The 15,533-nt window shown below is 30.9% G+C and carries 14 protein-coding genes; all 14 read right to left on the bottom strand.

From position 1 onward, the window contains the following. Nucleotides 1-15: 15 nt before the first annotated feature. The 14 genes from AC1RYN_RS12700 to AC1RYN_RS12635 all read right to left on the bottom strand — a co-directional run bounded on the left by AC1RYN_RS12700 (nt 16) and on the right by AC1RYN_RS12635 (nt 15,531). Complete coding sequence (locus AC1RYN_RS12700) at nt 16-1,515, bottom strand: hypothetical protein (protein WP_481807262.1); 1,500 nt, start codon at nt 1,513-1,515, stop codon at nt 16-18. Between the two features lie 7 nt (nt 1,516-1,522). Further along, a complete protein-coding gene (locus AC1RYN_RS12695; protein WP_481807261.1) occupies nt 1,523-2,641 on the bottom strand; it encodes a PKD domain-containing protein in 1,119 nt (372 codons plus the stop codon). Nucleotides 2,642-3,520: 879 nt separating this feature from the next. Continuing rightward, complete coding sequence (locus AC1RYN_RS12690) at nt 3,521-4,123, bottom strand: IPT/TIG domain-containing protein (RefSeq protein ID WP_481807260.1); 603 nt, start codon at nt 4,121-4,123, stop codon at nt 3,521-3,523. A 130-nt stretch (nt 4,124-4,253) separates the two neighbouring features. After that, on the bottom strand, nt 4,254-4,469 hold the full coding sequence (locus AC1RYN_RS12685; RefSeq protein WP_481807259.1) for a hypothetical protein: 216 nt from the start codon (nt 4,467-4,469) through the stop codon (nt 4,254-4,256). A 33-nt stretch (nt 4,470-4,502) separates the two neighbouring features. Next, nucleotides 4,503-4,697 (bottom strand): hypothetical protein, encoded by a 195-nt coding sequence (locus AC1RYN_RS12680; RefSeq protein ID WP_481807258.1) that lies wholly within the window; start codon nt 4,695-4,697, stop codon nt 4,503-4,505. Beyond that, complete coding sequence (locus tag AC1RYN_RS12675) at nt 4,663-4,875, bottom strand: hypothetical protein (protein ID WP_481807257.1); 213 nt, start codon at nt 4,873-4,875, stop codon at nt 4,663-4,665. Before AC1RYN_RS12675 ends, AC1RYN_RS12680 begins: the two co-directional genes overlap by 35 nt. Before the next feature lie 474 nt (nt 4,876-5,349). Continuing rightward, nucleotides 5,350-5,577, bottom strand: a complete 228-nt coding sequence (locus AC1RYN_RS12670; RefSeq protein ID WP_481807256.1) for a hypothetical protein — start codon at nt 5,575-5,577, stop codon at nt 5,350-5,352. A 329-nt stretch (nt 5,578-5,906) separates the two neighbouring features. Next, a complete protein-coding gene (locus AC1RYN_RS12665) occupies nt 5,907-6,275 on the bottom strand; it encodes a hypothetical protein (protein WP_481807255.1) in 369 nt (122 codons plus the stop codon). Nucleotides 6,276-6,336: 61 nt separating this feature from the next. Beyond that, complete coding sequence (locus AC1RYN_RS12660) at nt 6,337-7,095, bottom strand: hypothetical protein (RefSeq protein WP_481807254.1); 759 nt, start codon at nt 7,093-7,095, stop codon at nt 6,337-6,339. A gap of 296 nt (nt 7,096-7,391) precedes the next feature. Beyond that, nucleotides 7,392-7,856: a hypothetical protein gene (locus AC1RYN_RS12655; protein ID WP_481807253.1), complete on the bottom strand. Its 465-nt coding sequence runs from the start codon at nt 7,854-7,856 to the stop codon at nt 7,392-7,394. 289 nt (nt 7,857-8,145) lie between these two features. Beyond that, nucleotides 8,146-8,559 carry a hypothetical protein gene (locus AC1RYN_RS12650; RefSeq protein WP_481807252.1) on the bottom strand — a complete coding sequence of 138 codons (414 nt, stop codon included), beginning with the start codon at nt 8,557-8,559 and terminating at the stop codon, nt 8,146-8,148. Beyond that, nucleotides 8,559-9,242 (bottom strand): deaminase domain-containing protein, encoded by a 684-nt coding sequence (locus AC1RYN_RS12645; RefSeq protein ID WP_481807251.1) that lies wholly within the window; start codon nt 9,240-9,242, stop codon nt 8,559-8,561. The genes AC1RYN_RS12650 and AC1RYN_RS12645 overlap by 1 nt, the downstream gene beginning before the upstream one ends. A 164-nt stretch (nt 9,243-9,406) precedes the next feature. After that, nucleotides 9,407-10,156, bottom strand: coding sequence for a hypothetical protein (locus AC1RYN_RS12640; protein ID WP_481807250.1), 750 nt, complete (start codon nt 10,154-10,156; stop codon nt 9,407-9,409). Then, nucleotides 10,156-15,531: a fibronectin type III domain-containing protein gene (locus AC1RYN_RS12635; RefSeq protein WP_481807249.1), complete on the bottom strand. Its 5,376-nt coding sequence runs from the start codon at nt 15,529-15,531 to the stop codon at nt 10,156-10,158. Before AC1RYN_RS12635 ends, AC1RYN_RS12640 begins: the two co-directional genes overlap by 1 nt. Nucleotides 15,532-15,533: the final 2 nt, after the last annotated feature.

Genomic DNA, 15,533 nt, shown 5'->3' with positions numbered 1-15,533 from the left:
CTCCAAAATTTGTATTTAGCTTATCTTTGAACAACTTCTTGAGGCTCCAATGGAACCTCCAATAGAAGAATTACTATTTTGACCAACCTCATTATTGGTGTAATTAAGAGAGCTGTTTAATGCTACTTTGGTTCCTATAAAATTTACTGAATGTGACAAATTATAATTCTGCACTGTACTGGCTTGTCCTTTTCTTATAATACCTCCCTGTTCATTTGCTTGACCAGCAATGCTATAATTGAAATTGAAATTTTGATTTCTCTTTTCCCCAAAAGCATAGGACATATTTACATTGGCATTTTGGGATAATTGTCTATAATCTAAAGTATCAGACTGTACTACATTTGGATTATTTATAAGCTCAAATTGATCTAATTTTTTATTTGTATAAGTAGAGAAATTCGAATAACTACCCGAAATAGTAAGTTGATCTGTTACTGTATAGTTCATATTAATGGAAGCTACAACCCGTTTAGTATCCTGTTTTTTTGCTTTTGCTAAATCATCTCTTTGAAATCCTAAACTGGTAGATACTGTAATTTTATCCTGATAAAAAGGGCGTGAAAAACGTAAAGCAATGTTTTCTAAATCATTATTAAAATATAGCGCACCCAATGTATTATAGTTAGGATCAATACGCTCGTACGTTAATCCTATGACACTCTTTTGGATGTTATAATCAAAATTAACATTAAAGGCGTTCATATAACTTGTACTTTCTTTGGCAGAAAACAACTTGTCCCTAAAACTTCCACCTGAAAGATTTTTACTTCGAGTATCATCCGTTAAAACAGACAAAGCATACTCAACATTAAAGTTTAAATTTTTTAATAAAGAGGTACTAAAGGTCAAACTGTTTACAAAGTTTTCTTTTGGTGTCACTCCCTTATCACTCATCATGTTTAGAGAATTAACATTGTCTTTGGCATAAAAACCAATCCAGCCAATTTTATATTGTGGTTGCTCAAAACCTATTTTTGCTCCGTAACCAAAACGCTGATACACTGGAATTCCTCCCATTGCATTTTCTTCAGAAACGGCTTTAAGTAATTGTCCTCCCATTAAAGTGACTTTAAAAGGGCTTCTTGGAGTAAGTTCCAAACCAACTCCTTTAAACGGAAAACCACTTAAGGTATAAGGAGAAAAGGTCATACTTACATTACCGATATAGGCTTTTACCCATTTGTATTTGGGCATAATACTTAATCGATTAAAATCAAACGGGGCTGTATAACCTAAATTATTTCCTTGATTGGTAATACTATAAAATAATGGAACATTAAAATTAAAAGCACTAATATTTAAACTCCCTGAAAGCAGATAAGTAAAAGGCTCACGTGTATTTGGCATATTAGAATTATAATACATCATATTGGCATTAATAGTACCTGTAACATTAAAATTGGGCTTATAAAAACTCTCTAAATCCACATCTTGGGTATATCCTTTGCTGCAAATACAACAGGCAAAAACGATACATAACCAAAACAAGATCTTCTTATTCTCTCTCTTCATTTATTGGTTATTGTTTTTGTACTTTGATATCGCATAAAATATAAGAACCAGTTCCGTTCTTTACCATATCTTTAATTTTGATGGCTCCTTTTCGTCCGTCTTGTGTTTTAAACAGAATGATTTTTGGATAAGTAAAGCCAAATTGCTGTTCGCCAGCTGCGTTATAATTTATATTTAAAGATTTTATCGGGGTATCATTTACCATCGCGTCAAATTGGGTTTCGGTGAAATTTAAACCACAATTACACAAATTTTGGGAGTTTATAAAAATGGTGCTTTGTGCATTTTGGAGTGTTAAAAAACCATAATTGTTCACTTGATCCGGCGATATAAATCTGTTGTAGGTAAAATTGTTGTTCAAGCCCTGAAAAACAATATCAATTAAATTGCTATTTTGATCGTTGATTTCATTTGCCTTGTATACCTGTCTTGTAACTGTTGAGAACATTGCCCCAATAGTATTGTTGTTATGTGCTGAATTGATTCCCAATTTAACGTTGGTCAAAATACGCAGATTCGTATCTGGTAAAACTGTAATTGTAGATTTAAAAATCTGACTAGTCTTATCGTTAATAGCTTCTAGTGTAACTTCATGACTGCCTGCACTTGCAAAAACAACCGTAGGATTTTCTTCAGTTGATGTCGCTGGATTTCCGCCAGCAAAAGTCCATTTGTAGTTTGTTGCACTAGTAGATTTATTGGTAAAATGTATCGTAACCGGAGCCTGGTAATCATCATCTTCAAACTTTGGTTCGTAAGTGAACAAACTCACTAAATAAGGAGCAACAGTAATTGTTTTAGTTTGTTTTTGCGATTCAAAACCATTAGAAACTGTTAGCGTTATTGTGTGTTCACCAGGAGTTGTAAATACAGCATTTGGAGGTGTTTTTCCTGTAAAACTTGCAGGAATTCCGTCTTGAAAGTCCCACTGAAAAGTTAATCCTTCCCCAGGGGTAGTATTCTTTAGTACGACTTCAACCGGAGAATAATTACTCTTAGTAATTTCATGGGTAAACTGAATGTTGATTCCGTCTTTTATAACAACGGTTTTACTAAATTCTTTATGCTCTCCATCTACATTTGATGCTTTGAGTTTTATGATAAACGTTCCTTGTTTATCATACAATATTTCACCTGGATTTTTTAAAGATGAACTACTTGGATTGCCTCCTTCAAAAGTCCATTCATACGTATCTGCTCCAGTGACTTTATTGTCTATTTTGATAATAACAGGAATTGATTCATCCTCATTTGCATACGAGCTTAATAATCACCTTCTATGGCTATAGAAGTTTCCTGATAACACGAAGTAATAACAATAAATAATAGTAAGAGTAAAGTTTTTTTCATTCCATTTATTTTAAAATAGTACAGCTTTTTAGGGCTGTAATGTTTTTATTATACAGTATTCTATCGCTAAATATTACAAATAGCGTTTGATAATCTTATCTGTAAAAAAGCCCAAACAACATTGTTCTTATATGAAATATTGCGGATAGGTTGGTCGTGTGTGTAGTCAAGAGTCCAAACACTACCACCATTAATTGTTTTATAGATTTTATTATCTAGAATTGCCCAACCTGTATTTCTATCTTTAAAGTAAATTTGGTAAACATCTCTCCATTATAAATTTGAGACGCAGAGTTACCCCCATTAATGGTTTTAAACAACTTAACATCTAATAGCTTTTTTAGATATTTATTGATTAAAAGAAAACCATTTAGAATCAACAAAACAAATTTCTTAGCGTAATAACCTGCAGGTTCCTTTACAAAAGGATACTCTTTCCAACCGTCTGTTGTGTTGTTTTTGAATAAGATAAAGGCTGATTGATATTACCTTGTTCCTTATATCCAATTGCCCAAATATGATCATTATCAATTTCTGTTGCTTGATAAAGATTGGCTCCATTACCTTCTATTTCGTAAACTTTAGTAAAGTTGATCCATCTGTTGTGGTAAATACTTTTCCTTTTTGAGAGACAATTGTCCCGTCTTTCATATTATCATCTACATAGATAGAATGCAGTTTCTACTTTGTTATCTCCAAAATTGGGAAATTCATCTATACCAAGATATCCACCAACTGCTATTTTAGAAATTCCAAAACCAGTATGACACCATCCTTCATCATTTATAGTTGCATGAAATCCAGCACCAAAACCATTATTGGCCCAATCTGTCCAAGTAATACCTCCATCTAAAGTTCTAGAGAGACGTGCACCACTTTGAGTGTAATATAAAATCTTATCACTTAACATTTGTATGCGAGGAATTGCAGAGTCACTTTTTCTATGTATTGGAATAGTGAACCAGCCGTAGTTGATTGATATTGGTAAAATACCAATGTTGCCATTATAAGTATTTTTTACATCATTAGTTACTATTCTGTTTACAATTGTTAGAACTAATGATGGTAATAGTTTTTCCGTAGCTGGTAGTGTAAATGATATTGCTGCAGTAGCCGAAAGAATTGTTGCAGGTACCCCATCAAATGTTATTTTTATATCACTTACTTTATCCGAAAAATTTTCACCATAGATACTAACAGTTTCTCCAGTTTCTCCAGCATTTTTTGAATAGGATGTTACTTTTGCTGCTTTTATCACTACAACTGGTGGCTCTGAGTTGGCGAATCATTTCCTGAATCTGAACTACAACTATTTAGCGTTAAAAAAGTTGTAATGCAACTACGATTAAAATTCTCTTTTTCATTTTATTTAATTTCTGTTAACTTAATTATTTTATGTTTTCTAAATATTGACTCCCTAAAGTGTATCCGTTACCAACAAGTACTCTCACAATATTCATTGCAGTTATATCTTTGCTCATTCTATATCCAATCGGATTACCTCTATTGTCAAAAGTGGCTTTAAAAACCTTATTATCAAACGTAATAAGTTCTTGATTTAAAAATTTATCATAGCCGAAACCATAGCTGCTTTTGCATACCAAGTTGCTATTATTCTATTGTCTAGATCTAAAATTTCAATATTTTAATTCACCATTTGTTGATGGTGATGTCATCCTGATATAACCTATTCTTTTATTTAGAGGATCAGGGTTTTGCGCTTTTATGCTGTAAATAATACCCGCATCATCAATCGTTAACTGATAGGCATTTACAGCTTTATTTATTTGATCTTTTTCATTTTGAATTCCTAAAAAGCTTTTCAGAAACACCTGTTGCTTCTCCATTTATAAATTTTTCCACTGCTTTTGTATTTAAACCATCAATACTTAAATAGTTATGTTCCAGTAAGGCATTAACAACGCTCTTCTCATTATTAAAAGGATTAAACTTGCCATCTGTAAAAGCAATTTCATTGAATTTTCCTGTGGCTTCATTTTTTAGTTGCATGATAGGAATAGCAGGTACTGGTTCTACTTGTTTTAACTCAACAGTAACTGTGTAGTTTTTGTCTAAATTCGATATTTTAAAAACGGGCTTTTTACCTTCGATATAACCAATCGTTTTTTCACCTAGCTTTATTTCTCCTTTGGCGATCTTGATTTTTTGTGCAAAACCACAAATACATATTAGTATAATTATTAGGGTTAAAATTTTTTTTCATGGGTGAGTTTTTATTTAATTATTGTCTATTTTAAAGCTTTTTGAAAAGAAAAGATTTAATTTTCTTGTAAATACTTATATGTTTTCCTCATCATTGAGGTTTAAAAAAAGCATTAGACTTTAGATGCTATATGAAGTATTCAGGCTCGATTGGATATTATCTGAAATCCCGTGTATATAAACAGAAAATTTATATTTCACTGACATTTTGTTTAGTTCTCTTGTTTGTCTTCTGTCTTGATAGGCACGTTTACTATTTACTTATAAAAATTGTTGTAATTGTCTATTTTTTCTTTTAAATCTATTAGCTAAATAAATATTTCCTTCTTTTAAAGTATCATAAATAAGTACAGATTCTTTATGATATTCTATTTTTCTTTCTAGTGTCCAATAATACGGAGGAGCATATAAATTGCATATTCTATCCGCCATTTTAACTGACCAAATTTCTTTTGGTTCTTGTTTTATTTTTAATAAACTATGTTTCATCTGAACTAGTTTATCTTTTATAGTAATATCCTTTGATAAAGCCTTAACTCCATTTGCTACTTGTACTTCAAATAAATCTTTAATTTTTTCAAATGAAAATTAGTATCTTCTAAAGTATCATGCAGCATAGCACAGGTTATAGAAAAATCAGTATTCATATTTTCATCGTAATCAAAAGATTTTATAATTTCAAACACAACGCTTCCAATACGATTAATATATTCTATTTCTAGTCCTTCTGCGTCCCTCCATATTTTTGTCCTTGATGCAATTTAGTAACGAAATACCATGTTTTTTGCAAACTATCTATTGACCAATTTTTCATAAACCTATCTTAAATCATATTTATATACATTTTGATATACCTCCATTATGTAATCAATTTTAGACTTAGCTTCGTTAATTCCTTTTTCAATATCTTTTTTGCTTCCTCCCCATAATAACCAAGAAGCTCCACTCTTATCATTATTATTATTATTATTATTATTATTATCAATAAAGCGTTTTTGTCTTAACTCAATTTTTAAAAATCTCATATCCCCTTCATCAATTATAATTATTTTAATTCTCATTTTTTCATATTTATGAAAAGAGTCTAAAATTTCTGAATCAATTTCAATAAAATTGTGTGTATTTAATTCTGTCAATTTATATTTAATTTCATTCAATAAATATAAAATACATTTCCTCTCTGTCATATTTGAAATAATTTATAAAATATTAATTTCACTACTTTATCCTATCTTTCAGTGCTGTTTTTCAAATATTTTTTGTAATTAGTATCATCCAATTGACTTGTATTTCTTCAAATGGTTTGTATTTATGTTCGTCTGGAAGTAATTCATATACGTCTTCATAAAACAAAACTTCACCTTTTACTAATAAATAAATTCCATCATATAATTCAGACCTTCCATTTTTATCATAAATTGGGTTTTCATCACTAAAAGCAAATTCATTATCGCAAAATTCAAACATTAAGATTGTTAAATCTCTAATGTAACTATTCAATCTTGTAGTATTCAAATAGGCTAATTCTGAATTATCAATAAGAATTTGTTGTCCATTATCATTCCAGCCTTCAAGCACACTAAAAAAGGCATTAGTTCGTAGACCTATGTAATAACTTTTTAATAAAATTTTATCAGTTTGAGCAATTTTTGTAAAAAATTCTAATTCTTTATATATTGTCCCTACTATCTCTTCTTTATCATTCCTAAAAAAAATTAAAGATGTTGTAATATACTGATCCAAATTATCAGAATACACTTTGTTAAGCAAAAGGTTTGTAAGAGCTTTATCACTTTCAATATATTTTTCTTTTAAGTAGCTTAGATCAAAAGTTTTATCTTGATCTACTAATGATGGCAGATTAATCCCATACTTTAGAGTAATTGCAAGATAATTATCTATAAATAGTTTAATGTTATCTTTTAAGCAACTACTATCCTTAAAATAATATCCCCAAGCAGCATATAGCTCTCCATCCATCCAGTATTTATTTGAAATATTTTCCATTACCAATCAGTAGGTTTAATAATTATTCTTTTATTATTAACAATAATGTGTAATTCTTCTAAACTTTTAAGCTCATTTAATGTAAACATTTTACCATCTTCTAACTCGCTGGTACGTGCGTCTTGCTCATACCGAATTTAATCATCACAAAAACGTACAAAAATACTGACTATTTAATTTCAATGAACATATTTGTAATAAAATATCACTTTGCGTTCACGAGCAAAATATTCTCGCTAGGCGGCAAGAATTCTTCGTTTTCTACATAAAGATTTATTTTTATAACTACCTGAAAACTAATGATCACTATTTAACAATTCAGATGCTTTTATATGCAAAGGCATTTGAGTTATAATTAAATTATCATGATGCAAATCTTTTTTTTCCATATAAAATCTCAACTTATTTAATATCTCTGGTTTGCCGTCCTCAAATTCAAATAAGCACAGAGCTGAATAGTTCATTGGTACATAATCTATTTCATAACTTGGATTAACAGAAACATATTTTAAAATACATTTTGTTTTTAGCCATTCATCGATATTATTGTACGTGAATATAATATCAAATGTTGTATTAATTTTTATATCTAAATCATAAGCCTTTGCGAATAAAAAGACCTGATTAGTGTTTTCAATCTTAGGCAAGTTACCTTTTTGTAAATCTTTTTCTCTAGGAATATCTTGTAGAAACAAAGTAGGAAATTCCATTAAGGTTTTGTCAGAATAAAGTTTTGTTTCAATATCTCCAAATCTTTTCATAGTCCATTATATTTTATTGATTTTTGATAGAATTCAAATGCATTATCCAATGATGAAGCTGGCAATTTCTCTAATAATTCGTTAGCTTCATCTCTTGTTAAAGTACGTGGTAAATCAATACCATAAACTTCTTTGACAAGTTTTCTTGCGTTTTCAACAGATATCTCAATTTTAGATATTTTTGCAAAATCCTCTACTGTTTAAAATGTCTCGATTTCATACTTGTAGCAATGTACTGTAGTCTAAGTTCATCATGTCGTATTATTGATATGCTATTCTAATAGTCTTTTTAAAACAGGTGTTTACAATAATTTATTTTTTTTTGTGCTTCACTTTCTAAAATAGCTATATAATCAGATTCTATTAAACCACTCCCATATTTTTCCCATGGCGCAAGATAATTTTCATTCTTTTTTATATAAAAATTAATTAATTTTAAAATCTCTTGTCTATTAAATGTTTCTCCATTATAATGTTCTATTCTGTCAAACTCTTCGTAATTATTTAGTGCATTATATAATAATAATAACTGATTTTTAAAATTATTTTCTCCAAATATTATAATAGAATCTTCTAGTGAAAATTCTTCACTTATAGGACTTATTTTAAAAATTGGCTCATATGTTGTATAAGGTTCTCCCCAATCAAACTTTTTTTCATGTACAATACAAAAAGGAATTGTACTCTTATCTATATAATTCATTATTTTATAGTTTTAATACCATCAACTAAGTAAATCTTTACATTTGGGAACATATCTGCAAAATATTGAATAACACCTTGACAATAAACACAATAAGGTAATTCAGATGCTATAGTCATTTCACCTTTAATTTTTGGAAATACTTTTCCTTTTTTGCCACCCAATTTATTAGCAATTTCACTTAATCCAACATATTCTGTATCAAATTCCCTACTCCAAGCCCCTTCTGTTCCTATGTTTCCACTTCCATCTACTTTATAAGCATCAAAAATGGCCTCTCCTTCATATTTATTGCCACTAATTTTTATTTCTATAGGGTCTAATTTTAAATTACTAATCTTTCCATCAAAATAAGCTAAATTTCTTTTATCAAACTTTTGAATTTCTTCTATTAATTCAGCTCCTGAGTATTTCTTTCTTAATTCATATATTCTACCTTCTCTAAATTGTTTAAAAGTAATTTTAGGTTTAGAATAATCTATAGCAAAACCTCTAAAAATATTTTTTCCTTCAACTAATTTTGTCGGTAACGTATTTATCTCCTTGAATTTAATGGTCCTGACAACATCATCACTTTCATTTAAGACCTCTTTTATCTCAACATTAGTTATTTTACCTTCCTTAAAAGCTGTAGCAAACGCATCCCGCTGTACGAAGTCTCCCAACTTTGTACCCTGTTCCAATATACCTTAACATTTAACGTGACGGCCTAAGTATATTTTTTATGTCAATGAACGTATCTAACTTTTTAATTTATCCCTTTTTAAATCTGTCTTTTCGTATTTGTTACTCAAAATCAAGAGACTTCTATGAGCGGGCTAGGTCATATTATTAGCTGTTGAGAGCATTATTTTACTATTTTTTGATGTGGTTCTAATATTTCTATGATATCCTCATAATAAATAACCTCTCCGTCAAACAAAACACCATTTTCTGAAAAATCTTGTAATCCTAAATTCTCAAATTCAAACTTATTTGCTCCATACTCAAAACAAAGTTTTTTCAAGTCTCTCAAAAAACTATTTAATCTTGGAGTATTTAAATAAGCTAACTCGGAGTTGTCAACAGCGTATTCAAATTCATTACATTTTTTATTTTCTAACCTTAAATTAAATAGATCATTATCTAAATAATAATATAATTGAATACCTTTTGGCCCAATGTCTAAAGCTACTTTGATTGGAGCACATGTATACCTACTGTTCAGTTCTTCTAATCTCAGGACAGGGTCAATAGATACTAACCTCTCTGGTTGATATTCTTTATTAATGAATAAAATACTTGGAAATAGCCACGAATCATTATAGGTATGAATAAATAACAAAGGATTGTGATTTCTGATATCACTAAATCTACTTTTATATATCAGAAATTCGTTTTCAAAATGACTAATATTTTCAAATTGTTTTGTTGATACCGCTATACCAAATTTATTTGACAAACAGATATAGTCCCATGCAAAAGCAATTTTTGAGTTTAAAAAAAAATCTAAAGATTCTTGTTTTTCCCATTTAAAAAAACCATACACACTAACCTCTGATTCAAAATCGCACCAATAATCAGAAGAATTACTAACTTTTATATCTTTATTTTTCATTACCAATCACTATTTTTAATAATAAATCTACCAGTTGCATTTTCAATATGCAACTCTTTTACTTTCTTTAAATCTACTAAAGGAATTTGATTGCTGTCATTGCCAATAATACTAAACTGTCCATTAGCTAAATCCCCATTTTTTATTTTAGATATGAAATCTGCTTTTGTAGAATTATAAAATGGATTATTTGAAGAACTAATATTTAACTTTCCATAATGATTTGGATATTGATTTTTGAACGATGTACTTAGCTTACTCTCTATTGTATATTTATCAACAATTGCTTTCAAATTACTTTCAACAGATTTAAAGCTTTCGCCACTTACATTTTTACATTCGACTAAAGCCCTTTTAGTCTTTATTGTTACATCCACCTCATCAGCATTACCACTCCATTTTTTTGACACATAAACTTCATCCCCTTTATTCATCCAATATAAACCTTCATTAAATTCATTCATCAAATCACCTGAAGCAGATAAATTTACATCACCTGCATTTACGGGTTTTCTAAATGAACTATTTAAATTACCTAGTAGATCTTCAGGATTTTTAAATTTAGGATTTTTTGCTAAATCATCTATCATTTTCATCATTTGGTTGTTTCCAATAACATCGTCTACATACATTGCGCGTATAATAATGTCATCTATTACAGATTTTGCAATTCCTGATTTAGTAAGGTTTTTTGTAATTGAGTTTTCTAATCCTTTAATGATATCGTTAGATATGTTTTTAAAAAGAGTAGCTTTTTTCACTTCGTTTGATTCGCTCAGAATAGCCTTAATATCGGTAGAGGTTACTTTATTCTCTTTAAACGCAATACTAAAGGCATCCAATTCTGCATGAGAAACAGCATTATCAGACAACCTGAAAAATTCCAATAACCTACCACGTTTATAGTTAGTAGATAACTTAGTCAGTTTACCATCCGTTTGCAGCGTATACACAAATCCTCTAAAGAATATTTTTGAATCTTTAGCAAGTTTATTCGCTAATTTCTGTCCAGCTCTTAACTCTCCAGATGCAATAACCGGCAATACAATAGCAGAGGTATAAAGAGCTGTACTAAATGCATCTTTCCTACCAACAGCATACATCAGTCCTATTGCTTCTGGAATCGCATCAGCTCCTACAAAAGAAGAAGCAATAGAAGCAGCATCAATAGTACCATATACTATAGGATCAAGTGTACTCCATTTGTCTTTGTTATAAACATTAGCAAACTCATAAATTGGAGGAGTTTCACTAGTGCCACCAAAGACTACAGAAAGATCTTTTGTCCATTGTGAAAACCCACCTTTAAAAGCATAACCAGTAATATATTTATTTGCTGTAAGCTCTTCTAGCTGTTTTTCTTTAAATTCTATTGAATTTTCAAAATCAATCCAATCTTGTAAATTATTACTGGAATTTGCTTTATCCAAAAGTTCCGCTTTATCCATTTCATACTTTAGAATTTCTTCTTCATAAAAAGGATTTACAGCCCCACTTCCAGGAGTAGTACTATACATAATCTGAGGAATTGGCAAATTAGCAATCTTATCAAAGTATGTATTTTGTTTAAGCAATACTGTCTTTACAAAATTGTATCCTGCTTTATATTCCTTACTTTCAATCTTTTCTACAGCTATTGTTCCATCTGCATATCTTAGTCCTAAATAAATAACTGAAGGTTTATAAGCTTGTTTATACACCTGCCCAATAAACTCTTCTACTTGCGTATTAAGTATAGACTCATATGTTCCTGCAGCTCCTGTTGTTTCTTTACGCGTATTATTTGCTTTTATTTTTGCAATATCACTCGTTTTTATATCAACTCCTTTAGCATATAATCCCGGCATAAAATGATCTACAGAAAAGTCCGTAATACCAATACCCTTTTTAAGGTTAAAGTAAGGAATCGTAATTAGTATTGCATTTTTGTCCTTTAAGTTACTTGCCTCATAAACCTGTTTGGTAAATTCATTCCAATTTCCACTAATCAAGTAATCTACTTTCGTATAAACTACATAAATATTTACCGGATTATTCTTTTGTTTCGAAAACTCAGATAAATAAACAAGACTATGATCTAATCTGTTTAATTTGTCTCCGCCCGCAGGAATATTTTCATCAACAGCTATATTTCCAAGATCAATATTAGACATCTCAGTATTATAACCGTAACTCACATTATTTTTTACTATCAGCTTATTTACTTGAGATATTGTTTTCTGAATTTGCTCGAGAGAAAATTTACCACCTTCAATTCTATCAACTTTAACGCCTGGAGGTACATCCATACTGGCAATGTCAAAGAAACTTGATGTGAATGCATTTTTATCATTACCACACGGAACATTCTTAGCTTTACTTATGTTATCTTCAATAAACTTATTTAGGTCGGTAGTGTTAAGTTTATTTTTTAATTCTAAATAACTAATAGTTAATTCTTTTGAAGGACAAGGTCGCTCAATATCAAAAAACAGAACAATTTTGTCTGTATCTTTTGGATTACTAATATATTTTATTTCACCTTTATACTTAACATTTGTAGTCCCCTCATAATAAGCATCATTTTTCCAACAGTAACGCTTTCCTTGTTCACTAAATCCATATACTAATCCCTTTTTTGTATTATCAAAATTACATGCGTCATAAATTAAACTATTTGGAACTGGTAAACTGGCAATTCTATAATCTGGAGTGATTACATAATTTGCAAACTGCCCACTAGCTTGACTCTGAAACGCATACAGCTTAAATGCAGGATCATTGATTTGTTTCCAATCTAGGTGATTTAAGATAGTTCCTGAACTATAGTCCATTAAGAAATCGGTACCAGATTCTGAAGTCTTGTACCGCTCAAAAGGGTGTTCTAATTTAAAGATTCCGTGACCTAATTCGTGCGCAGGAGTTTTTGCTAATCCAGATTTAAATACATACCCAAACTGTCCGTTCAGTCGCATATATCCTTGCTGTCCGGTACTTGAAGCCTTATCTGTTACAAAAAGCACATAACTTGATTCTGTACTTTGATATAAACCATTTATCTTTTGCTGGTCTGTACTATAAGTTGAGGTAAGCGTATTTTTCTCCGTCTGAATTGTATTTCCAGAAACTACGCTGTCTATGTTTAATACTTCCTCTTTCTTGAAATTAATCTTTACTCCAACTTTATTATAAATCGCCTGAGTATTAGCAATCACTTCATCAAGTCTATTTTTCGAAGTGTTATCTGTAGGCACCAGCGCTACATTTACTTCTTTAGGAGAAATATGTACGAGCATAAAAGCTCCTATAACTTTCCATTTTTTTCCTTGTTTTATAGTGGCTAATATTTCTTCTTCGGCATAACTCAGGTTTCCTTTTACTGTTAGCACGAAGACTTTATCATTTCTTGTAAAGTTTATTTTGGCACCATTTTGGGTTTTAAAAACAATACTATCCGCTTTTACATTCGCATCAGTAATATTTACTGTAGCCAATACAGTATCCGTATCACCATTTAAAACTGCTTTATAGGGCAAGGCAACGTCACCTACTTTTTTGTATGACTTTTGTAAAGCGGCAGAGGCATTATTTGGCATTACATCAAAAGCATATTTACTTCCGTTTCCTGAAAAAGCAATCGAGATTCCTTTGGCAGTAAATGCAATGGCCTGACCACTTTTATCTACACCATCGGTATTTTCGGGAGATGGTTTTCCTCCTGTTGCGGGCTCTGTAGGTTCATTACTTCCATTTCCATCTTTGTCAACAGTATAAGTATTTCCACTACCATCCGTAATAACGGTATCTTTTCCTCCCGGAATAGTTACTTGCTCTCCATTTTTACCATTTACAACGATATCACCATTGGCATTGATAACAATCTTATCAATCTCAAACGGAACAGTTTCTTCAATTTGCCCGCCCTTACCTTCGCCTGTGAAATCTTCTACATCAGTAACATTTTTCCATTCCGGATTATAACTCGTTTCAACGATACCACTAATTAACTGATAATCGGTATTAACTACGATATTGTTAAATTCAACAGCAATTTTAGTGTCTTTTAAATAAGGCACAATAATATAACCTAGCCCAGAGTAAGGGCTGTTCTCGCCTTTGAGTTCAAGAATAGTTACTGGAAAATCTCCAGCTTTAAATGTTTCACTTTGTATTAAATTGGTAAGTGGTTTTTGATTCTGAATATTAATCTGGGGTATGATACCACAATTATAAGCAGGAACACCACTAGTTTCAGTTGGTGTTGTAAATGTGCTGATTCCCGAATAGGTAAACGACTGAACACCATCAGTTACTGGATCACAACTTGAACCTACCCTGAATTGATAGGTAACACCAGGCTCTAAATTGGTGATTAAACTTTGCGTGTTTAAACTATTTGTCGAAAACCATTGTGCATTACGAACATTTTGTTTTTTATATTGTACCTGATAACGGGTGTGTTCCGGCATTCCTTCCCATGTGATTTTTACACTTTTAGAACTTTGAGATTCGCTTAACAAAAAGGTAGGAGCAGGGCAGGAAGCAGTATATTTAAACGAATAAATTTCACTATAACCATCATTTTTAAATACAGCATTTTCGGAAAGTCCTGTTGTGGAGATAGCCTTTACTCTCCATGCATAACGCATACCTGGCGTTAGGATTGGCATGCTTAAATTATACAACAGTGCAGTTCCAAAAAGAGTTTCCTCATATAATAGGGGAGACATCTGAAATGCAAACTGTGGGTCTAGTGTAGGATCAATAAGGCGTTTTAACTCGATTTTATACGAGATATTAGTCGCATTCATCTGGCGTGGTGTCCAGGTAAACATAATATTCGGGAAATCGCTTGAAGCTATTTGCTCATTTTTCTGTGGTGTATTTAAAAGAGGAGGATCATTTAAAATTAAATATAAACTCGCGCAGCTTTTTTGCGAAATTCTTTGATTGGTCATATAATCAAACATCTCAAAACAAAAACTGTACATGCCTTCTGGTAATCCATTAGCATATTGTAAAGCTGTAATTCCCTGCAGGTTTTCTAATCGAAACAAGGCTCCAATATCAGTATTGGTTAAGGTCTGTAATTCGCCTCCATTGATAAAAATAGGGCGTTGCCCCACCATATAATCGCTGGTTTGTATATGGAGTCCGTTACCTTGTATGTGTAATTTTAAGCGTACTTGTCGTTGCGATATCGAAATATCGGTAGGATTGACTAACAGCCGCATTTTAGTATCCATACTGGTAGCGTAATCGGATAATTTGACACTGTATGGGCTATTAAAAACAGGTGTTAATTGGACAGGAAATAATTGGGCATGAGCTCCCCAGCCCCCCAAAACGGAACAAAAAAGAGCAAATAATATTATGTTTTTGAAAAAGTTTTTCATTT

Source organism: Flavobacterium sp. TC780 (assembly GCF_056783245.1).
Note: the sequence above shows the minus strand (reverse complement) of the source record. Positions and strands in the feature narration are given on the sequence as shown.